The sequence below is a fragment of the Gracilibacillus orientalis genome (assembly GCF_900114645.1).
In the GTDB taxonomy this organism is placed as follows: domain Bacteria; phylum Bacillota; class Bacilli; order Bacillales; family Amphibacillaceae; genus Gracilibacillus; species Gracilibacillus orientalis.
The window spans coordinates 64,720-88,831 of sequence record NZ_FOTR01000007.1 but is presented as its reverse complement, the minus strand read 5'-3'; the positions used below and the strand labels follow the sequence as shown (position 1 = coordinate 88,831).

Sequence of the window (24,112 nt, the reverse complement as noted above, 5' to 3'; positions counted from 1 at the left end):
TACCATTTATTATTAGCCTTATGAAACAGGAAAGAGGGACAGCGGTGTTTTTTAAAGATAAAACAATATTAGTTATTGGAGGTACCGGCACAATTGGAACAAGTGTCATTGCTGAACTGTTACAAGAGCAGCCAAAGAAAATTATTATATTTAGTCGGGATGAATATAAACAACATTTAGTAAAAGAACAATTTGACCATCATACACTTGAATTCGTAATCGGTGATGTTCGTAATGAAGATAGAGTAGAGGAAGTAATGACAAATGTTGATTATGTCTTGCAATTAGCAGCGATGAAACGAGTCGATACCTGTGAGAAGAATCCAATCGAGGCTGTTCAAACAAATATTATTGGGACTTACCACGTAATGAAAGCAGCAATAGCAAAAAATGTTAAAAAAGTAATTTTTACTAGTTCAGATAAGGCGATTTCTCCAACTAATGCTTACGGTGCAACAAAATTAATCGGTGAACGTTTAATATCAACATCAAGTGAAAATAACACTGTATTTGCGAGTGTCCGTTTTGGTAATGTGATGGGATCAAGAGGATCAGTTATACCCCTTTTTCAGGAACAAATACGGACAGAACAAAAGATAACTGTCACGGATCCAAACATGACTAGATTCATGATGACTGTACCACAAGCAACGAAACTTACGATTAATACGTTAAAAGAAGCAAAAGGAGGAGAAATCTTCGTATTGAAAATGCCTGTGATTCGATTAGGAGATTTAGCTGAGATTGTAATTGAAAAATCAGATCAAAAAGTTAATATTGAAATTATTGGTTTGAAAACAGGTGAAAAAATGTATGAGGAATTAATGACCTATGAAGAATCTTTACATGCATGGGAATTTACCAATATGTTTGTGATTCCAATAGATGCAGACATCACCTATTCCAATGCTCTAAAAGCAAAATCAAGCACTTATAGTTCTGCAGACGAGAAAGTACTCTCTAAGAAGGAACTTTATCAATTGTTATCTGGAGCAAATTTGATTTAGAAGGAGGAAATCATGGACACATTTTTAAAAAATTATTGGTCTATTTACCGCGATTTTCTTCATGATTTTGAATCTTTAATATATAAGAAGTATGAAATTGTCTATTTTTGTCATTTGCCGGCTTATATATTGCCGAACCTTGATTTGATGAAAGCTCTACAAAAGGGATTCTATACACAGTATGCGAAACGGGAAGTTTCATCTTCGAAGGACATACAAGATAAATTTAGTATGTTTACTACCAAACACAAAACAAATGCAGCTAAATCAGAAGGTAAAGTTGCTATACATGTCGATAAATTACTTCGGTTTCCTAAGTTAAGCATAAACCAACAATTTTCACCATCTGAAACAATTTTGCTAACAAATGGTTCCAACCGAACAATTAGCCGACGCCCAATTAAAAAGAAAAAGCGTGCCAGACCTCTTGATCAAATGGTGTTAAATACAAAACCCAAAAATAAATTAACTAAAATCAACCAAATTCCGTTATATTATTTTGGTGATATCAAAGTTGATGTAGAGACACAGGTAAAACAAGTACAGCAACAAGCTAGAGAGTTATTAGCAAACTATAAAGACCATCCATTATATAGCAGAACTACTTTTCAAAAATGGTTATTACAAAACATTCGCTCTGTCATTATCTATATGGAAATGACCGAACAATTGCTGAAAAAAGTCAATATATCTTGTTTTGTAGTTTCTACTACGCATAGTTTTATCAGTCGAATTCTGTCTGTAATTGGTTTAAGTAAAGGAATTCCTTCGATATGTATGCAACATGGTATTATCTCTAGTGAATTAGGTTATATTCCAAAAATTGCAACAGTAGATGCTCTCTATGGCCAATTTGAAAAAGACTGGTATCAAAAGCTTGGAATAAAAAAAGATTCCCTGGAGATCATTGGTCACCCCCGATTCGATCAAGTATATAGTCAACCTATACTAAACCGTCTTTCCTTTTATCAAAGCTTAGGTTTAAACAAAAATCAAAAAACAATAATGATCGTAGTTCGAGGTAATGAAGATATAGAGCAATGGCGAAAATTAATTCAAACACTAAATAATAAGCAAAAATTGAATATTTTAATAAAAAATTATCCAAGTAAACAACCACACATGTTAACGAAAGAGTTTACGAATGTATTTTCTACACAAAATTATGGAATCTATGACATGTTCCCTTATGTAGATGCCGTAATTGCTTATTCTTCTACAGTAGGTCTAGAAGCAATGCTGAGCAATAAAACAGCCTTTATTCTGAATAAAGACTTCCCAGGATCAACTGGCTATTATCAAATGTTAGGAGAACTCATGCAATATGATCCTTGTCAGTTAGCTGAGAAAGTGATTGAGTATTTTTCACAACCACACTTTAAACAATATGCAGATAAGAAGCGAAATCAATTTCTTAGATATACGTATCCTAGTACTCAAAAATCAATTGATCGTTTGAATAAGTTAATTCATCAGTTAATAGCAAAGGAAGGGTGAACAGATGAACATTTACAGGGAAAATTACTGGTCACTGTATCTGGATTTTGTTGAGGATTTTAAAGAAGTTATCTATCGAGGTTATCGATTATCTCATCTGGTTCACTTTCCTAGCCTTATTCGTAATAATTCCAATATTTGGGATCGAATCGCAAGAGACTCCTTACAAAACGAATTGCATCATCATGTTACTGATCAAAAACAAGTGCAAGATTTTTTTACCCGTTATTTAGCAACATGGAATTCACCACAGAACGCAAAAAATGGACACATCGCTTTCTTAGAAGATTCTTTACTTCGAATACCAACTAGAACCTTCGAGAAATATTTTGAGAAAAACAAAACCATTTTTATAAAAACTTATAAGTATCCACATGATCAAGCTCAACAAAATATTTACTATTTACAGGATTATCTGTCACATAGTACAGCTGAATCCAAAGCAAAAATTAAAAAGCAAATACAAACTCTCTTGACACAATTTTCTGATCATCACCTTTATAAGGATCATGTATTTCAACATATGCTCATTAAAAAAATCCACTTTGTAATCGATCAGATAGAGATGATGGAACAATTGCTTAAAAAAAACAATATTTCAACGGTGATCATGTCTAGTCCTAATCATTTTGGTAGGGTAATGGCTTTTGTAGCGAAAAAGCGAGGCATCCCTACGATCTGTATGCAACATGGCATTATTGGAAATGAGCTCGGTTATCTGCCGAAAGTGGCAACTATAGACGCAGTTTATGGTCAATTTGAAAAAGACTGGTATTTACAAAGTGGAGTCCCAGAAGATGGTGTGAAAATAATTGGTCATCCGAGATTTGATCAAAGTAACCAAAAACCAGCTATTACCAAAGCGCAATTTATTAAGTATTTAAAATTAGATAAACGGAAAAAAACGTTGCTGCTAATTGTTCGAGGAAAACGAAATATGAATAAGTGGCAAATATTATTAGAGCATATAGAAAAAACATTAAATCTCAATATCATTCTAAGAGATTTTCCAAATGATGAACAGCATCCATTACTTCTTCATTATTCATCAATAAAATCTACAAAAAATCTTTCACTATACGATATTCTTCCACATGTTGATGCAGTAGTGTCCTATACGTCAACTGTTGCATTAGAAGCCATGCTTGTTGGAAAGCCAGTATTCATGTTACACACGAAACTTCCGAGTTATACAGGATATTACAACGGGTTACAATCGTTAGTCAACAATGATCCATTGAAATTGGCTGATGCTATCCAATTGTATTTCAAACATGCTAAATGGAGAAAATCAGTACAAAAAATTCAAGATAAATTTCTTGCTTACGCATATCCTGATCAAAGTTCTTCTGGTCAACGTCTGCGCAATTTAGTGGATGAATTAGCGAAAGGAGCTAAAAAGTGAAAAAATCATTAAAAGAGATTCATGAATATTGGAAAAAAAACAGTTATCCAGAAACGTATCGTGTAGCAACAGATCGTAGTATCTTTTTATTAAATTATATTCAGAATTATATACAAGGAAACCAACGTATATTAGAAATTGGTTGTAATGTTGGGAGAAACTTATATCATTTATTTGATAACGACTATAGACAGTTAACAGGAATTGAAATTAGTCAGGAAGCGGTTGAACAACTATATAAGAATTATCCACAGCTAGCAGAAAATACGGATATCATCCATGCACCTGCTGAGTCTGTTTTAAAGCATATGGCGAAAGATCATTATGATCTAGTGTTCACGATGGCAGTGTTGGAACATATTCATCCAGACAGTGAATGGTTGTTTGACCATATTGCAAGGGTAACAAAATCTTACTTGATAACATTAGAAGCGGAAAAATATGAAAATTGGCGTATTTTCCCCCGTAATTATCGGGAGATATTTGAGAATTTAGGTTTTGAACAAGTGGAAGAATCAACTGGAGAATCAGTAAAACTTTCAAATTATACGCTAAGAATTTTCAAAAAGAGAAACCCAGATACAATTTCAAAAAATCTGTAACTAGTGGAAATGTAGTTACGGACGATAGAAAGGGTGGTATTGTTGAACATTCTCGTGACAGGTGGAGCAGGCTTTATCGGTCGCTGGGTAGTAGCAAACTTATTAGAGGATAAACATCATGTGTGGGTGTTAGACGATTTATCAAATGGCAGAAAAGAAAATTTAATAGAGTTTGAACAGCATTCACTTTTTCATGGATTAATAGAAGCTGATATGAAAAATAAGCAGCTTTTGAATGATTTATTTAAAAAGCAATTTGATATATGTTATCACTTAGGTGCAAGTATTAATGTTCAAGATAGTATCGACTATCCAGAGACCACTTTTAATAATGATGTTATTGGCACATTTCATGTGTTAGAAGCATGCCGAAAGCACTGGGTGAAAATGGTGTTTATAAGTACATGTATGGTATATGAAAAAGCAAATAATGATAGTGGTATCAGTGAAAGCAATCCAGTAAAACCAGCTTCACCTTACGCAGGATCCAAATTAGCGGCAGAGAATATGGTGTTATCTTATTATCATGCTTATAGTTTGCCAGTAACAGTAATTCGACCATTTAATACGTATGGTCCCTATCAAAAAACAGGTGGAGAAGGAGGGGTTGTTGCGATTTTTATCAAAAATAAATTAACCGGAAATCCCTTATCGATTTATGGCGATGGAACACAAACACGTGATTTATTGTACGTCGAAGATTGTGCCCGGTTTGTAGTGGAATCGGGTTATGCGGATGAAACGAATGGAGAAATTATAAATGCGGGACTAGGTAAAGATATCAGTATTAATGAGTTAGCGACATTAATTGTTAAAGATCAAAATCGTCTTCAACACATCACACATATCCATCCTCAAAGTGAAATACCGAAATTATTATGTAACTATGAGAAAGCGAAAAATTTATTAGACTGGCAGCCAAAATTCAGTTTGGAAGAAGGAGTTCGAAAAACAGAAGAATGGATCCAGTCTACTAATCTTATATAAAAGGAAGGATGATATATGTCTGAAGAAACTATAGCACTTTATGGCGGGAAACCAGTAAGAGAAAACTATTTACCATATGGGAAACAGTGGTTAGACAGCTCTGATACACAAGCAGTTCTTAACGTGTTGACGAGTGACTACCTGACAACTGGACCAACAATCGAACAGTTTGAAAAAAGAATAGCAGATTATGTTGGTGCAAAGTACGCGGTTGCCTTTTCCAGTGGGACGGCAGCCCTTCATGGAGCATGTTTTGCAGCAGGGATACAAAAAAATGATCAAGTGATCACGACACCTCTTACCTTCGCTGCTACTGCGAATACCATTCGATACCAAGGTGGCAATGTTCTATTTGCAGATATTGACCCCAACACCTACAATATATCAGCTAAGGCAATCGAGGCACTTTTTACTAATAAAACAAAAGCGATCATAACGGTGGATTTTACCGGTCAACCAGTAGACTATGAACAAATACAAAAGTTAGCGGATAAATATTCTATTCCTTTAATCTCTGATGCGGCTCACGCTATAGGTGCAACTTATCATAAACAAAGGGTAGGATCACTAGCAGATATGACAATGTTCAGTTTCCATCCTGTCAAGCATATTACGACGGGTGAAGGTGGCATCATAACAACCGATGATCCTGTTTATCATCAAAAACTACGAGATTTTAGAAATCATGGCATAACTAGGGATCAGAATCGATTAGCTGTTTCAGATCAACCTTGGTATTATGAAATGCAGTCACTAGGGTTTAATTACCGGATGACAGACTTGCAAGCTGCCCTAGGATTAAGCCAGCTAAATAAAATCGAAGATTTTTTAGCCATACGAAGAGCAATCGCAAACAAATATAATGAAGCATTTCATGAACTTGATCTGATTCATTCACCCTACCAATTACCACATACGAATTCCAGCTGGCATTTATATGTAATTCGACTTCAATTGGAAAAATTAAACGTAAGTAGAACAGAAATGTTCCGAGCATTACAAAAAGAAAATATCGGAGTGAATGTTCACTATATACCGGTGTACCTTCACCCCTATTATCAACAGTTAGGATACCAAAAAGGCCTATGCCCTCAAGCGGAATCGTTATATCAAGCAATTATTACCTTACCACTTTTTCCGAAAATGTCAGAAGAGGATACAGATGATGTGATTGCGGCTGTGAAGAAAGTACTCTCTTATTATGAGGTGCTTTCATGAAAATTGTAGCGATTATACAGGCGAGAATGGGTTCTACACGATTACCAGGAAAGGTGTTACGAAAAGTAGTAGGAAAACCTCTTATTAAGTATCAAATAGATCGAATTAGAGAATCTTCTTATTTAGATGAAATAGTTATTGCGACAACAAACAACAAAAAAGATGACGCTATTGTTGATTTTTGTAGGCATGAAAAGGTTCGTTGTGTCCGAGGGTCGGAAAAAGATGTGGTCAGCCGATATCTTAGAGCAGCAGAAGAGACGCAAGCTGATGTAATTGTTCGCTTCACAGCTGATTGCCCATTAATAGATGCAGATACAATCGATCAAGTGATAAAGGCTTTTGTCACAAAGAAGATTGCTGATTATGTTACGAATGTTCAGGAACGAACTTATCCAAGAGGCTATGATATTGAAGTATTCACGATGCAGACGTTAGAGAAGATCAGTAAAATAGCAAACCGTACTAGTGATCGGGAACATGTTACTACCTATATCAGAGACCATCCTGATCAATTCCATATATACAATGTCTTTCATCATACAAATTATAGTAGCTATCGTTTAACTGTCGACACATTAGAAGATTTTCAATTAATCGAAAAAATCATCAAATCATTGGAACCGAAATGGCGATACTTTACTTTGGAAGATGTAATCACTTTATTAGAACATCATCCAGACTGGGTAAATATCAATGCAAACATTGAACAAAAAGGTTGGTGATCCTAATGCGAGTCGGTATTCGTGCAGATGCATCTCAACAAATTGGTACTGGTCATGTTATGCGTTGTCTGGTGTTAGCGGACCAATTACGAATGCAAGGTGTGGAGGTTGTATTTTTTTGCCACCATTTCCCAGGAAATTTAATTGCCCACATAGAGAGAAAAGGATTTACAGTCCGAGTTTTATCTCATTCTGCCTCGATAGATGATTTAAAACAAAATTGGAAACAGGACGCGGAGGAAACGTTGCTATATATTCGACAATATTATACATTTGATTATTTTGTAGTAGATCATTATGCATTAGATTATCGCTGGGAGTCCACCGTGAAACCGTATGTGCATCAAGTGATGGTCATTGATGATCTAGCAAACCGCAAACATCTTTGTGACAGTTTGCTGGATCAAAATCTGTTTGCGAACAGGGTGAGACGATATCAGCAATGGGTGGCACCTGATACCGTTCTGTTATTGGGTCCAAAATATCTTTTATTAAGAGAAGAATTTGTGACAACGAAGGTAAAACATAGTAAGGGAAAGACTATCGATCGTATTCTTGTTTCTTTTGGAGGTAGTGATCCAACTAATGAAACATTAAAAACCTTAGAGGCAATCACTCAGATTCCGGATCAGAATTGGCAAATCGATGTAGTTACAGGTGCAGCCAATCCGCAAATCCAAGCACTGTACCATTTTACTACGTTGCATAAAAATATGCGGCTATATGAACAAACAAATCGTATCGCCGAATTAATGGCGGAAGCAGATATCGCCATTGGTGCGGGAGGTACGACAACGTGGGAAAGGTGTTATATGCAATTGCCGACAATCACCCTTGAAGTCGCAGATAACCAATCGGAAATATTAGATCATCTGCATGTCAAAGGCTTAGTGCATCACTTAGGAAAAAATGATGATGTAAAATCTGCAGACATAAAAGAAGCATTATTGCAATTAATGGATGCACCTCAACTGTTACGACAAATAGCAGAGCGGTTATCAGTCTTCCGGTCAAATGTCGCTCACCGCTCCGTTTCACGTTTTATATTGAAGGAGTGATCTAATGGCTAATTGTTTTTTGAGGAAGATAGAAGAAAAAGATTTAAAACAAGTATTATCATGGCGAAATAGTACACCAATTAAACAGTATATGTATACCAATAAAGATATCACTTGGCAGGAACATTTGAATTGGTATGAGAATGTATCTACTGCTCCTGATCATGACGTGTTTATTTATGTCCAACATGATCAACCTATCGGAGTTGTACAATTTTTTGATAAGCAAAAACGGCATCAGCGATGTTTTTGGGGTTTCTATATTGGAGAATTAAATGCCCCTAAAGGGTCAGGAACTAAAATGGCTACCTTGGCATTACATCATATTTTTGATCAAGGGATACGAAAGGTTTGTGCGGAAGTAATGGAAACCAATCATGCTAGCTTACATTTTCACCAAAAGCTGGGGTTTAAAGTGGAAGGTACTTTACACCAACATATTGTAAAAGAAGATCACTTTTATGATGTGACAACAATGGCATTGTTCAAAGAAGATTGGATAGGAGGGCGCTTATGAAGGAAGTGACGATACAAAATCGAAAAATTGGTACCGAGTATGAACCGTTTGTGATTGCAGAAATGTCGGGAAATCATAATCAATCATTGAATCGTGCATTAGAGATTGTTGAAGCGGCTGCCAAGGCAGGAGCAGATGCGCTTAAGATCCAAACATATACAGCAGATACGATGACATTAGAAATCGAAAAAGAAGACTTTGTCATTTCGGATCAAACAAGTCCATGGAAAAACAAATCGCTGTATTATTTATATCAAGAAGCTTATACACCATGGGAATGGCACCAATCGATTTTCGGCCGTTGTAGGGAATTGGGTATGATCGCATTCAGTTCGCCTTTTGATGAGACGGCTGTTGACTTTTTAGAAAGCTTAGAGGTACCTTGCTATAAAATTGCCTCATTTGAATGTACGGATATTCCATTGATACGCAAAGTTGCCAGAACCAAGAAGCCGATGATTATTTCTACTGGAATGTGTACTGCAGCTGAAATAGATGAATCGGTCACAGCAGCGAAAGAAGAAGGTTGCAGGGAGATCATTTTATTAAAATGCACGAGCACCTATCCAGCAACCCCTGAAAATAGTCATATCAAAACCATTCCACATATGCATGATTTATTTCAATGCCCAATTGGCTTGTCAGATCACACGCTAGGAAGCGGTGTTGCTGTTGCAAGTGTTGCCATGGGTGCATCTGTAATCGAAAAACATTTTACACTTTCTCGACAAGATGGGGGAGTCGATTCACAGTTTTCATTGGAGCCAGCTGAATTCCATTTACTAGTGCAAGAGACGAAAAAAGCTTGGCAGGCAATGGGGCAAGTCCATTACGGTCCTACCAAAGCAGAAGATCAGTCAAAAAAATATCGAAGATCCATTTATGTTAGTGAAAATGTAAAAAAAGGGGAAACATTAACCCACGATAATTTACGAGTCATTCGCCCTGGATTTGGCATGGCGCCAAAATATTATCAAGTTTGTTTAGGTAAAATAGTAAATCAGGATATCGAAAAAGGAACTCCCTTAACATGGGATTTAATATAGCAGATTCTACAGGGCTGTCTCCTATCTTCTAAGAAACTCGGTATAGCAATTACATGTGTAATAAGCTGATACAACAGGGCAGCCCGTAAGAATAATGCACACAAATTTTTTTCTAACCTTCTACAATATCTGCTATAATCTGATCGAATAAGTAATGATTACTTTAATTGTTTTCGCTTTGTCCATTCATAAATGATTGCATTACATTCATGAAAATATTTAGTAGGTACTTGATGTTTAGAACGATGAACATAAGCAACTTCCACATCTTTTAATTTTTTCCGAAATATGTTTTGATATGGATGTACATAATGATCAGTTGCACCGTAGATAATCAAAAGAGGTACATCAATGTGACTTAGGTGGTCCTCATTATCATAATTTAATCCTAATTGATATTGTTGCGCTAACATGTCAGCGTTTGTTTTCTTTATTTCCAATTCTATTTCTTTTGCTTCCGTTTTGTCGGAGAAATGATTGAAAGCAAGCCCTTTTGCCAATAACGGAATCCATTCTTTTCTGGCAATCGCTATTCCTATTTTATATTCAGTACGCAGGATAATACTTTTTGGCGCATGATAACCACCAATCAAAATAAGAGCTAGTGTATGTTCAGGATAAGATAAAGCAAATTGTTGAGCGATTAACCCACCATTGGAATAGCCGCAAACAATAGCTTGTGAGATACCATTTTCGTCAAGGACTCTTTTTACGTCATCAACGAATTGTGAAAAGGTCAATTTTGTATCAGTATGTTCACTACTGCAATCTCCTCTGTTATCAAAGGTAATAACTGTAAAACTATCTTCAAGTAAGGTTTGATAACGGAATGTTAAGTGTCCCATTGCTGGTGGGGCAATGAATATAATAGCTGTTCCACTGCCAGTTTTTTGGTAATAAATAGCAGGATTATCTTTTGTAAAAGGCATAAAATCATCTCCAGATCAAAAAGTATAGGAGGTCATAATAATGAGTTCTTTTCTATTAATGGGAGTTTTAGCAATTATTCTTTTTTTATTCTTCCGAAACCCAATAATCAAAAAAATAGAAGTTTTCGGGACGTTGCAATTAAACAGTGAAAAACATAAGTGGTTAAACTTCCGTATCTTCACTTGTTTGTTATGGCTGGTGCAGTATTAATCAGTATATTTGTATGGATTGTATGTGCACGTTCTTGGAGCGGAAGTAAGCTGAATAAATGGAAGCTTGCTCTAATAGGGAGCAGTTTTTACGTGATCATGATTATTTTCTTCAGTTTATTGGTATGCAACATTAGAACCATCCTATCCTGGCGAGGCAGGTATAGGATTAATGATGACTGATTTTGTTTCACTGGTAGCCTTTTTAACGTGTTTATTCGTAATTGGTATAGGTAATAGTCGTTCTACTCACCAAGTATCAATTGGTTAAACGGATGCATCCTACTAAAAAGTTAGAAAAGTATACCTGTGATAGTTGTATTATTCTATATGATTACTAACGCATAAGAAATAAGTAAGCGTATAGATTCGGTTAGACGCTTTCTTTCTGTTAACCAAAAAAGATTCTGTATAACATTTAGTTGAGTAAAAATGTTATAGTAAACTTATGTATTTTTTATGTATGAAGGAGCGTTTGATTTGGTTAATGCGAAAGAAGAAGAACAAATTGCAGATATAGAAAGAGAATTAAGATATATTTCAGGAATCATCAAACAAAAAGGCCGGGAAATTTTAAATAATTATCCGATTACAACACCACAATTTATTGCCTTACAATTTTTATTAGAGCATGGAGATTTAACATTAGGTGAATTGTCCAAAAAAATTAACCTCGCTTTTAGTACGACAACGGATTTAGTTGATCGCATGGAAAAGACTGATATTGTGGAACGAGTGAAAGATACTAAAGACAAACGAGTGGTTCGCATCCACCTATTAGAAAAAGGAAGAAAAATTATCCAAGAAGTAATTAAAAAAAGACAGAAATATTTAGGTGAGGTTTTAACGAATGTTAAAGAAGAGGATATGGAACAGGTGTCAAAATTGTTACATCTCCTTCATCAGGAAATGAGACAACAAACAGAAAATGCAAAATTGTAAAGAGGCGATGAAAGTGAAACAACCTATTGGAGTTATTGACTCAGGAGTTGGCGGACTCACAGTAGCAAGTGAATTAGTACGTCAATTACCAAAAGAATCAATTATTTACTTGGGCGATACCAAAAGATGTCCATATGGACCACGTCCTAAAGAAGAAGTGATACAGTACACTTGGGAAATGGTCCACTTTTTATTAGAAAGAGATATTAAAATGTTAGTTATTGCTTGTAACACAGCAACTGCATTTACGTTGGACCAATTAAGAGAAGAACTTGCGATTCCGGTTGTTGGGGTAATTCAACCTGGTGCGCGTGCTGCTATTACGCATTCTCGCACGGCTGAAATCGGTGTGATTGGAACAGACGGAACGATTAACAGTAAAGCATATGTTGATACATTAAGACAAATTAACACAGATATTGAAGTGCATGATTTAGCATGCCCGCGTTTTGTTCCTCTAGTGGAAAAAGGAATTGTACAAGGAGAAAAGGCATATCAAGTGGTAAGAGAAACCTTACAACCTTTGAAACAATTTTCTAATATGGATACGCTCATTTTGGGTTGTACTCATTATCCAATGATTAAAGCGTTGATTCAAGAGGAGATAGGTTCAACCGTGACAGTGATATCCTCAGGGGAAGAAACAGCAAGAGAAGTTAGTACCATTTTAGAATATCAAAATAAACTTTATCAAGGTGAGCAGGCACCACAACATTATTTCTATACAACTGGAGATGTTGGAGTATTTCATGAAATTGCATCACGGTGGTTAAATCAGAAAATTGACGCAGTAGACAAAATTGAATTAAATACGGTGAAAAAAGCGTAGAAAAACATAAGGTGGTCATCTTATGTTTTTTTCTTATAGGAAGGAAACTGCTCCTAAAATAAGCATGTTTTCTTTCTAAGAAAAATCCTTGCTGTAGAAATAATCTTTCATATAATTTTTTTAAAGATTATTTTGTTTGGTCTATTTTAATAATAAGCTCGTATACATAATAGTACAAACCATCGTAGGAGGTATCGGTTATGAAAATCGATTTGGCTAAAAAGTATGCAGGAGTTGTATTATTATGTTTGCTTTTGTTAGTAGGTTGTGGCGTTTTTGAAGGAGAACAGACATTAGATCAAATAGATGCACCACCCGAAAATGCAGAATTAGCAGATGACTTGGAAAACATTCCGGAAGGCTCAGATGATGTTGAAGAAAACCCAGAAGAAGACGGGGATGAAGTAGAAGGAGAAGATCCATCAGAAGAGGGAGAGACGGAAGGTGAAGATTCAGCTACGACCACTGAACAAGTAACACGGGTTTTGTATTTATTAGACCAAAATGGCTTAGTAGTACCTCAGGAAGTAGAAATGCCAGCTCCTGAATCAAAAGAAGTAGCGAAACAAGTATTAGAATATTTGGTTCAGGATGGTCCTGTCACATCGCTCTTACCAAGTGGATTTCAGGCAGTTTTACCTGTAGGAACTGAGGTTATCGACTTGAATTTAGAAGCAGACGGGACATTAGTGGTTAATGTTTCGGAAGAATTTACTTCTTATGAAGCAGAGAATGAACAGAAGATTTTAGAATCAATGACACATACATTAACACAATTTGAAAATGTTGATAGTGTTAAGTTATGGATAGATGGTGAAGCACAAGATGCTATGCCGGTAAATGGCACACCATTAACGGAAGGGTATTCACGAGCTAATGGTATTAACGTTCACCAAGCTGTTGGTATTGATTTAATGGAAAGTAAAGCTACTACGCTTTACTTTCCAATGCAAGGTGATGAAATGGTCTACTTTGTTCCAATTACACAGCATATTCCAATGAATGAAGAAAATCCACATCAATCTGTTGTACAAGCCTTAATGGAAGGTCCGTCATTTGATTTACCATTACAGCACTTTATTAACACTGGCTCACAACTTGCGTCTGAACCTGTTTTTGAAGATGGAGTCCTTTCGTTAAACTTTAATGAAAATATATTATCCAATAGTGCAAAAAGTGAGATCGCCGATGAGGTGATGCAATCAATCGTGCTTACGTTAACAGAACAGGAAGATGTTGAGGCAGTTGAGGTCTCTGTTGAAAATCATGAAGAAGTAATTAGTGAAAGTGGACAACCATATACTGAACCTGTTTCAAGAGATATGGTTACACCAACTGAAAGCATCTAATTCCATTAGTTATAAGTAATGACCACTGGTTATGTGTCATGTTAAATGATATAGAAAAATATACACCCGTTTCATTTGCGAAACGGGTGTATATCTTTTTAACATAGATGATTAGTAGGCGTGGCGGGAGTTTAAGTGTGGAGTATAAGTGAAACTAAGGCTTTCTCCAGTAACTTGGTGAAAAGCCAAGTTTTTCTTTTCCAATTTTCTTATGTATGAAAAGCCCATGTACTGAGAAAATATGTTAAGATAGAACAGTATGTAAGGAGGAAATTGAATGCGTGAAACAGGGAGAGAAATAGATCAACTTAGATCAATTGATATTCAAACTAATTTTACAAAACATGCCGAAGGATCCGTTTTAATTACTGTTGGTGACACGAAAGTTATATGTAATGCCAGTGTAGAGGACCGTGTCCCACCGTTTATGAGAGGTTCAGGAAAAGGATGGATTACTGCTGAATATGCTATGTTACCTCGAGCAACAGAGACGCGAAATATTCGCGAGTCTTCAAAGGGTAAAGTCTCAGGACGAACCATGGAAATTCAGCGTTTAATCGGACGGTCACTACGAGCAGTTGTGGACTTAGAAGCTATAGGCGAGCGTACGATTTGGGTCGATTGTGACGTAATCCAGGCAGATGGCGGTACAAGAACTGCATCGATAACTGGAGCATTTGTCGCAGTTGTACATGCATTAGGTAAATTATTAAAAGAAGAAAAAATAAAATCTTTACCAATTACAGATTATCTTGCAGCTATTTCCGTTGGTGTATTACCTGATGGAACGGAAATATTAGACTTAGAGTATTCTGAGGATGCTCAAGCACATGTCGATATGAATGTGGTGATGACCGGAAAAGGTGAATTTGTGGAACTCCAAGGAACGGGTGAAGAAGCAACATTTACAAATACACAACTAACTAAAATGTTAGCTCTGGCAGACAAAGGCTTAAAAGAGATTTTTGAAATGCAAGCAGAAGCAATCAATCCCTATCAAGAAAACATAGAACAATCTTAGGAGCATTTTTTACATGGAAGAACTAATAATCGCAACAAAAAACAAGGGAAAAATGAAAGATTTTAGAGTGCTATTTGAACCGTTAGGAATCAAAATTTCTTCCTTATTAGATTTGTCAGAACCAATTGATGATATTGAAGAAACAGGTACGACGTTTGAAGAAAATGCGGCAATTAAAGCAGAAGCGATCTGTGAAAAATTCAATATTCCGGTGATTGCAGATGATTCAGGGATAGAGATTGATGCATTAAATGGCGCTCCAGGTGTATATTCAGCCAGATATGCTGGAGAAGACAAAGATGATAAAACCAATCTCGAAAAAGTATTAACTGAAATGCAAGATGTACCTCAAGCTGAACGTACTGGTCGTTTTGTGTGTGTATTAGCAATAGCTCAACCAGGACAACAAACAATCTTTAAACGTGGTGAATGTGAAGGAACAATTGGTTATCAAGCTATTGGTAAGAATGGTTTTGGTTATGATCCGATCTTCTACCCAACTGGCAGCGCAAAAACGATGGCGGAAATTACTCCAGATGAAAAAAATCAGATTAGTCATCGCAAAAAAGCGTTAGACAAAATCGAAAACTGGGTAAAACAGTTGTAAAAGGAGTGGAGGATATGCCAAAAATCTTAATACTTAGTGATAGTCATGGTTGGACAAGTGAAGTAACTGAAATAAAAGCAAGATATGAGAATGAAGTGGATGCGATGATCCATTGTGGTGATTCAGAACTTGATTTAGATAGTAAGGAACTCACGGGTTTTAAAGCAGTCCAAGGAAACATGGATATGGATTTTCATTTACCAGAAGAAATTGATTTCAAAGTAGGAAAGCTACACTTTTTCGTTACGCATGGTCACTTATTTCAAATTAAAACAACTTTGATGCCAGCTTCCTATCGTGCGGAAGAGTTAGGAGCAAATATAATTTGCTTTGGTCACTCGCATGTAGCTGGCGCTGAAAAAGTCAAGGATCAATTATTTATTAATCCGGGAAGTATTCGTCAACCTAGAAGTGCACACCCAGGTTCCTATGCGATTCTGACAGCTGATGAAAAACTGGAAAATATCGATATCCGTTTCTACACAAAAGATGATCAGGAGATTTCCAGTCTTGCTTATCAAACTTCATTAACATAAATAATTAGCCAGCAGATATCGATTCTGCTGGCTGGATTTTAACATTTTAATAAAATATATTTAAAAAAACATATAAATTTGTGATTATATATTGACAATACTAACTCAAATTTATATAATGGTACTTGTCCGTTAACGAGATACATAATATGATACATAGTGATGCGGGTGTAGTTTAGTGGTAAAACCTCAGCCTTCCAAGCTGATGTCGAGGGTTCAATTCCCTTCACCCGCTCCATGTCCCAGTAGCTCAGTAGGATAGAGCAACAGCCTTCTAAGCTGTGGGTCGCAGGTTCGAATCCTGCCTGGGACACTACCCAAAGCCTTGCAACGATAATCGTTGTGAGGTTTTTTTATTTATCTTTGAAAGGATATAATTTTTATATAGGGACCGATAGGATACCATTTTTAAGCTATCTTAAATAAATCATTGAAATGGTTAGCGGCACCTAGCAGCACTTTTTCGGCATCTGTAATACGTGGCAATTAATATTACGTTTTTTAAAGTCTAAATATTTACCTTCCAGTGCTGGTTCTCCTTGCTTGCTCCTGTACTGCTGTGAGTTGTATGATTAATTGCCATATTAGATTTTCTTTTTGTAATAGGTCAAATAATCATTTTGATTCTTCCACACTGAGCACTTCTGACTTAACGGTTGGCAGCTTAATTTTGTCGGAAGGATACTGATCTATTAACTCCTATTCTTCTGCTACCTTAAAAAAGGTGTTAACAACTTTTTATAGATAATGTGCAAATCATGAAAACAAACTATGATAAAGTCAAAAAATATAAAGAACTATCTAAGATAATAGTTAAGCAGTATAAACATGTGCCGTTTTTGATTTGGGACTCATTATCTGAAACACGTACGCGGACGTTAAAAGATGTTTGTGTAAAGCAAGGGTTGAAATTTTAAATATATTAAGGAGTGATGGACATGTTTAAAAATGCTAAAAAAACAGTAAGGCTATGCATATGTTGATTAAAGTTACAGTAGAAATAGAAAGGCAAGAACATAAAGATGAACTGGTTAATGTGATTCATACTTATAAAAGTTTCAGCAGGATGTGTTAGGTGAACTAACCAATAAGGATAAAAATTATAGGGTATTATTCAGCTGTATCGTTTCTGGAATAATTACATGCTTTTTATTCTTGGGTTTTGGAGAAATTATATCATTATTACAGAAAGCATTAGACGAAAAAGAGAATCAAACTAAGTGTTTACATGACATAGAAAGATTAATGAAAGAAAAAAAGCACCTACCGAATAAAGGGGGATTTTTTTATGAAAATGAAACCTATGAACTTTATCACAATGGTTCTGGGACTCGTTGTTGGAATGGCAATCTATGAAGGGATAAAGATGCTTATCCAAAATGTATTTTAATTGAAGATTTCTTCATATGTATAAAATAAGATGGAAACAAAAGGAGGAGAAAATTGTTACTCAAAAATATTTCAAATTCTTATAATTTATTATTGTCTTTAGGCGCTTTTTATGTAGCTGTAATTATGTTTTTAGAAAGTGGAGTTTTCGCAACGTTTCCACAAGAATGGGTAGGTAAAATGCCTTTTAATAATTGGGCGAGTTTAGCTTTATTTGCAATAATAATTTTTGGGCTTGGCAATGCCTTTGCTTCAACTTATGGATTTATAAAGAAGAATAATAAAATATTTATATTAACCATTACTATGGGAGCCTTATTTTTCTTTTGTATTGTTATACAATTATTGTTGTTAGGCGAATGGTACTTAGCAACAGTACAATGTTTGTTAATAAGCTTAGTCCAAATATTACTCGGTTCATTTGGTTTAGTTCAAAGAAATCACGAAAAAATTAGTTGAAACATCAGTTAATTATTTTTTACTTCACTAGATGGTGCCGCTCGATAGGTTCGGTTAGAATCGTTTTAAACGTAAAGATTATCTAAGATTTTTACAACTAAGGCTGGAAATGAGAGAACCACGATGCCGTCCGTACTGATGCATGTGTTCGCTGACAGGTCACTGAGGTACAGGAACTACACATTGAATTTATTGTACATTAAATAATGCCGATTGTAGTTATGCCTATTTACTCCAACTTTGTCCATAATAAACAACCAAGCAAGGATGATATCATGCCTATTAGATTAATCGTATTATTTATAGTAAATATAGTAAATATTTATTTTGTGAAAATATTTACTGTAGAACCAGATGTGATTTCAGGTAATGGAAATTTAGGTGTACTTTTTTTAATAATAGGATATATATTATTGCTATTTTTCTCCATTGAGCTAAGAAAAGTTATAAGGTATAAATATTTAATATCTAAAAGACTCAATTTAATAATATTATTGGTTTCTATTCTTATACTTGCCATCACCATCTTGTCAGAATATAGATATGTTGTTGATTTGATAAATCAACTTGGAGGATTCGGCAATCCTGAATCAGTAATATATCGATTGAGTTTTCTTAATCAGTATACTAATACAATGTTTTTAAATATTTATATATTTATAATAATCATATCATTAATAATGATGATAAATTCAGTTGAGAAACTTTTTCATAAGCAATAAACTAACTAAATATGTTCAGCCTTCCAGCGTGTTTAGGCTAATTTACTTAACTCGATAACTTGCTCTTCTAGACATGAAAATTCATGATTACGTCTACTGATTAGATATAAGTCGATATATTTGTATGGGGAGGGAACTTCTAAATAATCTTTAACGTTGAAGCGGTTGGCTACGTGCTTAGACACAATGGCAATTCCCATGCCAATGGTTGAGAATTGAACTAATGCTTCGAAGTCACCAACTTCAATAATTTCCCCTTGTTTAATATTATGATCGGTAAATATTTGGTCTAATTTAGAAAAATACAAACATTTGTTAGATAATGTAATGAGGTCTTTACCAAATATATAATCATAAAAGTTTGTATTTGTACGGATACCTTTCCCGATAATAACCATTTCGTCTAGGCCGATTTTTTGATATTTAACTTTTTTGTTATGCATCGCACCAATTGTGTAAGCTATATCGAGATGACCATGAACAATCTGCTTCTCTAGGTATTCTGTTGAACCTGTTTTAAACGTAACTGAGAGAGCAGGATAAGAGTTATAAAGTCTATCTAAGGCATCTGAGAACATTGCTCCTCCAATAGATATCATCGTACCAATACGTAGTTGTTCCTCGCTTTTCCCCATTTTAATTTCTGTTTCTTCCCAAAGTAAGAGTATCTTCTTGAATTGATCATATAATTTCTTGCCTGACTCTGTTAAAGTTACCCCTTTTGAATTTCTACTGAAAAGCATTTGATTATAATGTTTTTCGACTTTTTGTATTTTAGCGGTCATATTTGATTGAATGTGGTTTAGTTTTATTGCAGCAGCTGAGATGCTTTCTAATTCAGCTACCATCACGAAAGCTTTTATATTCTCTATGTCCATTTTAATAAACTCCTTTATCAAAAAAATTGATATCGATATCAACAATAGACATTTTTAATCATAACACATTCTTATTATAATGAAGTTGCTAAAAGCACGGAGTTATGGAGGAGAATAAACGATGAAAAAATATCTGTTTTTATTACTTATAAGTCTTATTTGGGGTTCGCAGTTTTATTTTGCCGAAAAAGTATTAGATGAAGTGGCTCCCCTTACATTGGCTGCAATTCGGTCAATTGTAGGAGCTATCGCCTTATCTATCATTGCTGTTTTCATCAAGAATCCTACTCATAAAAAAAGCAACATCGCTAAATCTTCTAAATTATACTTACTTTATGCATCCATTGCTTTATTAGAGGCAGTCATACCGTTTTTCTTGGTTGCTTGGGGACAGCTAAGGGTAAGCAGTAGTATTGCCTCAATCTTAATTGGTACCACCCCTATATGGACGATACTTATTGTAAGAGTGGTATCTCAAAAGAAGCTTAGTTTCTACCAAATGACAGGAGTGATACTAGGGTTTATTGGTATAGTCTTTGTTTTTTTGCCATCCTTAGGAGCGAATGTATTTTCAAACGGTATAGCAGGTTTTGTAGCACTCCTAATCGCTGCAATCAGCTATGCAAGTGCTTTAGTTTTAATGCAATATTTGCCAGCTGAATCAACAGTTGTGTCTATGCGAAATATCCTATGTATAGCATCCATTATATTAATACCAATCACTTTGATAATGGAAAATCTGACATTCACCACACTAAGTACAGGACATATCATTGATTTACTGATTTTAGGTGTCTTTCAAACGGGGATTGTCTATTGGTTTTATAACATCTTGATTCATTTAGAAGGCGCAGTATTTGCTTCTTTTTCAAATTACTTTATTCCACTAATTGGTGTGTTGCTTGGCTCTCTGATTCTACAAGAGAGTTTATCTCTTTATATGATTGTCGGGCTTTTTATTATTGTTTTCTCTATTATCATTAGCGGAAAAGCCAAAACTTAAGAATAAGTACTCTTAATACTAACTCATGAGGATTACTATCTTCACCTGCAAATTTTTTTAATTGACCATAAAAATTTTATAAAATGCTAAGAAATATTATAACGGTTTGTCTATGTACGTAGTACACTTTTGTTAGTAAAGAAAGGAGGGCGACAAGATGGAAAATTTACCTAATTTACCTATTGATTTATCTTTGTTAGACGTACTGCTTTCATTGGTAAGCTCGATTCTCCCACTTTAAGTTCCATTTAGAAGTTTATAATCGATTACTGTTCTAATTACTCAAAAAAATCATCATCCTTATCGAAATACGCATGCCTTTGTAAAGGTATGCGTATTTCCTATGTGAAAAGATTATCAGAAAACCAGATAAAAAAAGACAGCTAGTTTAGCTGCCCGATTTCATCTTGCTTAATTTAAAATACTTCTCTGTTTTTCACGCTAAATAGTAATCCTGATCTAATTTAAGTCCAAGCTTTTCAAGATCAATTGCTTTAATTAATCGACTTTCTGAGATCACTTCGTAATCATATTCATAGTCGATCATTATACTGTACCCGCTGGAAGGAACAGGCATTTTATGATCAGAAATCCGAATCACCTTACCTCTAACCCCTGTTACATATAGACTGGAGGATGCATCTGCTTTTATAACCTCATAACCTAGCTCAGTTAATGCTTCATCCAAAGTTTTTTCAATTATATCAAAGTTAAAGTACTTCAACGTAAGTTTAGATAAATCATGGTTTGAAATGGCTTCATGCAATTTCTGTGCTTCATCATGAAATTCCTCATACGATTCACTGCTAGATATATTTTGTTGACTGTCTAATTGATCATCAATTAACTGATGCAAGACCTTCATATCAAAGCTACAATCTAATTCAAATACATGGTGGACCGTTTTCTTGTTATTCATTTCATGAAATACTATTTTCATTTTAACTCCCCCTAAAACCTATAGAAATCAATCTTATAATTTTATAGACATTAAATATTTCTATGTAAGAATAAAAATTCCTGCAAAAACCATCAATTATTATTTTTCTTTAGACAAATTTCGGATATCTTTGACAATTAATATGAAAGTAACAATAATCAATATAATCATAGTTATTTGAGTAAAAGAGTGTTCAAAAGCTTGATAAATGCCTATAGAGAATCCTGTTAATAAAATAAATAAATACGTTAGTTTCTGTAGTTTCATTTTACTTATGATGTGACTGACACATCAACTTCACCTCTATTCTAATTAATTCATGGTATATTTTTGTTATAATAAGGAGAAAAAGGGTGGTGAAGATAATAAAGGCAGTTATATTTGATTTAGATGGAACTTTATTAGACCGGGAAACCTCCATAAATATTTTCGCGGAAAAACAATATAATAAATATTATAAATCTTTTCAGCATATAGATAAAGAATTGTATATATCTCGTTTTATCAAATTGGATAACAAAGGTATGGTTTGGAAGGATAAAGTTTACCAACAGTTAGTAAAGGAATTCAGGTTAATGGACTTAACATGGGAAGAGTTGTTACAGGATTATGTGAACCAGTTTCGTTATAGTTCTACACCTTTTCCCAATCTATATCAAATGTTACACAGTCTAAAGAAAATGAACATAAAAGTTGGGATGATAACAAATGGGAAAAAGGAGTTTCAAGAATATAATATAAGTGCATTAGAAATTGAGGAGTATTTTGAAATCATTTTAATCTCAGAAATAGTAGGAATAAAAAAACCGAACCCTAAAATTTTTGAACAAGCATTAAAACATATGCAAGTACAACCTAATGAAAGTTTTTTTGTAGGGGATCACCCCGAAAATGATATAAATGCCGCTAATAAAGTAGGCATGAAATCAATTTGGAAAAAACATAAGGGGATTACCTGTGACAGTGCGGATTTCGTGATTGAGGATTTAAATGAAATTCCGATTATTATCAAAGATTTTCTAGTAACAAATTAAAATGTCCCTCCATTTTCCATTACCTTCTATACATCTGACGCTTGAGTAATATTGGAATAAACTTTATAATAGTATCTACTATCATAAGAAAAAAGGCAGGTGAGATAATGGAAGAAGAAAGGGAAAATATTATTATTTTTCCTAAATGGAAAGATAATCTAGAGGACAAGGCGAAAACTGCCATGCAGGAAAATCATTTCAGTGAAGCTTATGACCATTTCCATCAACTAACGGAAAATGGTGTCCGATCGCATGAAGTAATGACAGGAAAGTTAATATGCATGATGGAACTGAATATGCAAGACGAAGCTGAAGATTTATGCGAGCAATTAATTGCAAAAAAAGACGCTTATTTTACTTCTTACGTACATATATATGCCACTTTGTTATTTCAGTCAAGTAAGTATAATGAAGTCATGTTTTTAATTGACGATGCATTAAAAGAAACAGATATTCCTTCCCATATCGTAGATCAATTACGACATATGTATCAACTTAGTAAAGAATTGCAACAACAGGAAGATAAAAAATCATACATAGAAGTTCAAAAACAATTAGAGAAAGCAATTGAACAGAAAAATGATCGTCAGCAATGGTATATGGTGAAGCGTTTACTTCAGTTAGAAGTATACCACGACAAATCATTTTTTAGAGAGATGTTAAAGAATCCAGAAATTCACCCGGTGGTAAAGACGGCGTTATTAGAGTATTATCAAAAAGTAAAACCGGACCAACCGATACATATTGAGAAATTTCAGTTAACAGAAGAAATACATATACAAGAATTGGACGACATATTACCTGTTTCATTTATTACAGGTGTCACCAATTTTTTAGATAACATACAACAGCAAGACCCAACCAAATATCAAATGATTCAATTCATTTTAGAACGATTTGCGTATGTGTACACCCCTTTTTTACCACAGCAGGAAAATTATGAACTCCTAGCTGAGTCGTTGTTGTACTATGTAAGCAGAAGCTTTCAATATTTAGATCAGGAAGACGATCGCCAGATTTCTGTTCTAAAAGAACATTATTTAAACATGATTGATGTATCCGAAACACTTTATGGAACAATTTTAGACGTTTAATGGTTTTGTAACAGATTGTGAAAAATTGACTACATACGTTATTATTATTGAAAGCAAATCCAATTATGTTATAATGAGATGGTTGCAATTTGCGTTCGGTCTATTATA

The 24,112-nt window shown here is 34.6% G+C and carries 25 protein-coding genes and 2 tRNA genes; 24 read left to right on the top strand and 3 right to left on the bottom strand.

Annotation, left to right across the window (positions count from 1 at the left end; all coding sequences use genetic code 11):
* Window positions 1–44: 44 nt before the first annotated feature.
* The 10 genes from BM121_RS13485 to pseI are packed head-to-tail and all read left to right on the top strand — an operon-like array spanning window position 45 to window position 10,062.
* Complete coding sequence (locus BM121_RS13485; protein WP_091484173.1) at window positions 45–1,007, top strand: SDR family NAD(P)-dependent oxidoreductase; 963 nt, start codon at window positions 45–47, stop codon at window positions 1,005–1,007.
* 12 nt (window positions 1,008–1,019) lie between these two features.
* The gene (locus BM121_RS13480; protein WP_091484172.1) at window positions 1,020–2,504 is read left to right on the top strand and encodes a glycosyltransferase family protein; all 1,485 of its coding nucleotides are present in this window, start codon (window positions 1,020–1,022) and stop codon (window positions 2,502–2,504) included.
* 4 nt (window positions 2,505–2,508) lie between these two features.
* The gene (locus BM121_RS13475; RefSeq protein WP_091484171.1) at window positions 2,509–3,909 is read left to right on the top strand and encodes a hypothetical protein; all 1,401 of its coding nucleotides are present in this window, start codon (window positions 2,509–2,511) and stop codon (window positions 3,907–3,909) included.
* On the top strand, window positions 3,906–4,511 hold the full coding sequence (locus BM121_RS13470; RefSeq protein WP_091484170.1) for a class I SAM-dependent methyltransferase: 606 nt from the start codon (window positions 3,906–3,908) through the stop codon (window positions 4,509–4,511). Before BM121_RS13475 ends, BM121_RS13470 begins: the two co-directional genes overlap by 4 nt.
* A gap of 42 nt (window positions 4,512–4,553) precedes the next feature.
* Window positions 4,554–5,498 (top strand): dTDP-glucose 4,6-dehydratase, encoded by a 945-nt coding sequence (locus BM121_RS13465; protein ID WP_091484169.1) that lies wholly within the window; start codon window positions 4,554–4,556, stop codon window positions 5,496–5,498.
* 15 nt (window positions 5,499–5,513) lie between these two features.
* Entirely contained in the window at window positions 5,514–6,716 is a 1,203-nt protein-coding gene (gene pseC / locus BM121_RS13460; protein ID WP_091484168.1) for a UDP-4-amino-4,6-dideoxy-N-acetyl-beta-L-altrosamine transaminase, read from the top strand.
* On the top strand, window positions 6,713–7,441 hold the full coding sequence (locus BM121_RS13455; RefSeq protein ID WP_091484167.1) for a cytidylyltransferase domain-containing protein: 729 nt from the start codon (window positions 6,713–6,715) through the stop codon (window positions 7,439–7,441). The genes pseC and BM121_RS13455 overlap by 4 nt, the downstream gene beginning before the upstream one ends.
* 5 nt (window positions 7,442–7,446) lie before the next feature.
* Window positions 7,447–8,499 (top strand): UDP-2,4-diacetamido-2,4,6-trideoxy-beta-L-altropyranose hydrolase, encoded by a 1,053-nt coding sequence (gene pseG / locus BM121_RS13450; protein WP_091484166.1) that lies wholly within the window; start codon window positions 7,447–7,449, stop codon window positions 8,497–8,499.
* A 4-nt stretch (window positions 8,500–8,503) separates the two neighbouring features.
* Complete coding sequence (gene pseH, locus BM121_RS13445) at window positions 8,504–9,016, top strand: UDP-4-amino-4,6-dideoxy-N-acetyl-beta-L-altrosamine N-acetyltransferase (protein ID WP_091484165.1); 513 nt, start codon at window positions 8,504–8,506, stop codon at window positions 9,014–9,016.
* Window positions 9,013–10,062: a pseudaminic acid synthase gene (gene pseI, locus BM121_RS13440; protein WP_091484164.1), complete on the top strand. Its 1,050-nt coding sequence runs from the start codon at window positions 9,013–9,015 to the stop codon at window positions 10,060–10,062. The genes pseH and pseI overlap by 4 nt, the downstream gene beginning before the upstream one ends.
* 158 nt (window positions 10,063–10,220) lie before the next feature.
* On the opposite strand, the gene BM121_RS13435 is transcribed toward pseI, so the two are convergent.
* Window positions 10,221–10,991, bottom strand: a complete 771-nt coding sequence (locus BM121_RS13435) for an alpha/beta fold hydrolase (protein ID WP_091484163.1) — start codon at window positions 10,989–10,991, stop codon at window positions 10,221–10,223.
* Between the two features lie 40 nt (window positions 10,992–11,031).
* Between BM121_RS13435 and BM121_RS22110 the strand changes: the two genes are divergently transcribed.
* The 11 genes from BM121_RS22110 (at window position 11,032) to BM121_RS13385 (ending at window position 19,055) form a co-directional block, all read left to right on the top strand.
* A complete protein-coding gene (locus BM121_RS22110; RefSeq protein ID WP_175495431.1) occupies window positions 11,032–11,202 on the top strand; it encodes a hypothetical protein in 171 nt (56 codons plus the stop codon).
* A gap of 479 nt (window positions 11,203–11,681) precedes the next feature.
* On the top strand, window positions 11,682–12,143 hold the full coding sequence (locus tag BM121_RS13430) for a MarR family winged helix-turn-helix transcriptional regulator (protein WP_425432238.1): 462 nt from the start codon (window positions 11,682–11,684) through the stop codon (window positions 12,141–12,143).
* 13 nt (window positions 12,144–12,156) lie between these two features.
* Window positions 12,157–12,972, top strand: coding sequence for a glutamate racemase (racE, locus tag BM121_RS13425; protein WP_091484340.1), 816 nt, complete (start codon window positions 12,157–12,159; stop codon window positions 12,970–12,972).
* 200 nt (window positions 12,973–13,172) lie between these two features.
* Window positions 13,173–14,321, top strand: coding sequence for a GerMN domain-containing protein (locus BM121_RS13420; RefSeq protein WP_091484161.1), 1,149 nt, complete (start codon window positions 13,173–13,175; stop codon window positions 14,319–14,321).
* Between the two features lie 277 nt (window positions 14,322–14,598).
* Window positions 14,599–15,342 (top strand): ribonuclease PH, encoded by a 744-nt coding sequence (gene rph / locus BM121_RS13415; RefSeq protein ID WP_091484160.1) that lies wholly within the window; start codon window positions 14,599–14,601, stop codon window positions 15,340–15,342.
* 13 nt (window positions 15,343–15,355) lie between these two features.
* Window positions 15,356–15,949: an XTP/dITP diphosphatase gene (locus BM121_RS13410; protein ID WP_091484159.1), complete on the top strand. Its 594-nt coding sequence runs from the start codon at window positions 15,356–15,358 to the stop codon at window positions 15,947–15,949.
* Between the two features lie 14 nt (window positions 15,950–15,963).
* Window positions 15,964–16,485, top strand: coding sequence for a metallophosphoesterase (locus BM121_RS13405; RefSeq protein WP_091484158.1), 522 nt, complete (start codon window positions 15,964–15,966; stop codon window positions 16,483–16,485).
* Between the two features lie 164 nt (window positions 16,486–16,649).
* A tRNA-Gly gene (locus tag BM121_RS13400) sits at window positions 16,650–16,723 on the top strand.
* A gap of 1 nt (window position 16,724) precedes the next feature.
* Window positions 16,725–16,798: transfer RNA gene (locus tag BM121_RS13395), tRNA-Arg, on the top strand.
* A 1,130-nt stretch (window positions 16,799–17,928) separates the two neighbouring features.
* On the top strand, window positions 17,929–18,333 hold the full coding sequence (locus BM121_RS13390) for a hypothetical protein (RefSeq protein WP_091484157.1): 405 nt from the start codon (window positions 17,929–17,931) through the stop codon (window positions 18,331–18,333).
* A 275-nt stretch (window positions 18,334–18,608) separates the two neighbouring features.
* Window positions 18,609–19,055 carry a hypothetical protein gene (locus tag BM121_RS13385; RefSeq protein WP_091484156.1) on the top strand — a complete coding sequence of 149 codons (447 nt, stop codon included), beginning with the start codon at window positions 18,609–18,611 and terminating at the stop codon, window positions 19,053–19,055.
* Window positions 19,056–19,087: 32 nt separating this feature from the next.
* On the opposite strand, the gene BM121_RS13380 is transcribed toward BM121_RS13385, so the two are convergent.
* Window positions 19,088–19,933, bottom strand: a complete 846-nt coding sequence (locus BM121_RS13380) for a LysR family transcriptional regulator (RefSeq protein WP_091484155.1) — start codon at window positions 19,931–19,933, stop codon at window positions 19,088–19,090.
* Between the two features lie 121 nt (window positions 19,934–20,054).
* Between BM121_RS13380 and BM121_RS13375 the strand changes: the two genes are divergently transcribed.
* Entirely contained in the window at window positions 20,055–20,936 is an 882-nt protein-coding gene (locus tag BM121_RS13375) for a DMT family transporter (protein ID WP_091484154.1), read from the top strand.
* Window positions 20,937–21,372: 436 nt separating this feature from the next.
* On the opposite strand, the gene BM121_RS13370 is transcribed toward BM121_RS13375, so the two are convergent.
* On the bottom strand, window positions 21,373–21,876 hold the full coding sequence (locus BM121_RS13370; RefSeq protein ID WP_091484153.1) for a hypothetical protein: 504 nt from the start codon (window positions 21,874–21,876) through the stop codon (window positions 21,373–21,375).
* 353 nt (window positions 21,877–22,229) lie between these two features.
* Between BM121_RS13370 and BM121_RS13365 the strand changes: the two genes are divergently transcribed.
* Both BM121_RS13365 and BM121_RS13360 read left to right on the top strand, forming a co-directional pair.
* Window positions 22,230–22,910 carry an HAD family hydrolase gene (locus BM121_RS13365; RefSeq protein ID WP_342714481.1) on the top strand — a complete coding sequence of 227 codons (681 nt, stop codon included), beginning with the start codon at window positions 22,230–22,232 and terminating at the stop codon, window positions 22,908–22,910.
* A gap of 107 nt (window positions 22,911–23,017) precedes the next feature.
* Window positions 23,018–24,004 (top strand): hypothetical protein, encoded by a 987-nt coding sequence (locus BM121_RS13360; protein ID WP_091484152.1) that lies wholly within the window; start codon window positions 23,018–23,020, stop codon window positions 24,002–24,004.
* Window positions 24,005–24,112: the final 108 nt, after the last annotated feature.

Bases quoted from the DNA above. Each gene is read 5' to 3' on its own strand.
- BM121_RS13480 (WP_091484172.1), top strand. From the start codon at position 1,020: ATGGACACATTTTTAAAAAATTATTGGTCTATTTACCGCGATTTTCTT.
- BM121_RS13475 (WP_091484171.1), top strand. From the start codon at position 2,509: ATGAACATTTACAGGGAAAATTACTGGTCACTGTATCTGGATTTTGTT.
- pseC (WP_091484168.1), top strand. From the start codon at position 5,514: ATGTCTGAAGAAACTATAGCACTTTATGGCGGGAAACCAGTAAGAGAA.
- BM121_RS13455 (WP_091484167.1), top strand. From the start codon at position 6,713: ATGAAAATTGTAGCGATTATACAGGCGAGAATGGGTTCTACACGATTA.
- pseG (WP_091484166.1), top strand. From the start codon at position 7,447: ATGCGAGTCGGTATTCGTGCAGATGCATCTCAACAAATTGGTACTGGT.
- pseH (WP_091484165.1), top strand. From the start codon at position 8,504: ATGGCTAATTGTTTTTTGAGGAAGATAGAAGAAAAAGATTTAAAACAA.
- pseI (WP_091484164.1), top strand. From the start codon at position 9,013: ATGAAGGAAGTGACGATACAAAATCGAAAAATTGGTACCGAGTATGAA.
- BM121_RS13435 (WP_091484163.1), bottom strand. From the start codon at position 10,991: ATGCCTTTTACAAAAGATAATCCTGCTATTTATTACCAAAAAACTGGC.
- BM121_RS22110 (WP_175495431.1), top strand. From the start codon at position 11,032: ATGAGTTCTTTTCTATTAATGGGAGTTTTAGCAATTATTCTTTTTTTA.
- BM121_RS13420 (WP_091484161.1), top strand. From the start codon at position 13,173: ATGAAAATCGATTTGGCTAAAAAGTATGCAGGAGTTGTATTATTATGT.
- rph (WP_091484160.1), top strand. From the start codon at position 14,599: ATGCGTGAAACAGGGAGAGAAATAGATCAACTTAGATCAATTGATATT.
- BM121_RS13410 (WP_091484159.1), top strand. From the start codon at position 15,356: ATGGAAGAACTAATAATCGCAACAAAAAACAAGGGAAAAATGAAAGAT.
- BM121_RS13405 (WP_091484158.1), top strand. From the start codon at position 15,964: ATGCCAAAAATCTTAATACTTAGTGATAGTCATGGTTGGACAAGTGAA.
- BM121_RS13385 (WP_091484156.1), top strand. From the start codon at position 18,609: ATGCCTATTAGATTAATCGTATTATTTATAGTAAATATAGTAAATATT.
- BM121_RS13380 (WP_091484155.1), bottom strand. From the start codon at position 19,933: ATGGACATAGAGAATATAAAAGCTTTCGTGATGGTAGCTGAATTAGAA.
- BM121_RS13375 (WP_091484154.1), top strand. From the start codon at position 20,055: ATGAAAAAATATCTGTTTTTATTACTTATAAGTCTTATTTGGGGTTCG.
- BM121_RS13370 (WP_091484153.1), bottom strand. From the start codon at position 21,876: ATGAAAATAGTATTTCATGAAATGAATAACAAGAAAACGGTCCACCAT.
- BM121_RS13360 (WP_091484152.1), top strand. From the start codon at position 23,018: ATGGAAGAAGAAAGGGAAAATATTATTATTTTTCCTAAATGGAAAGAT.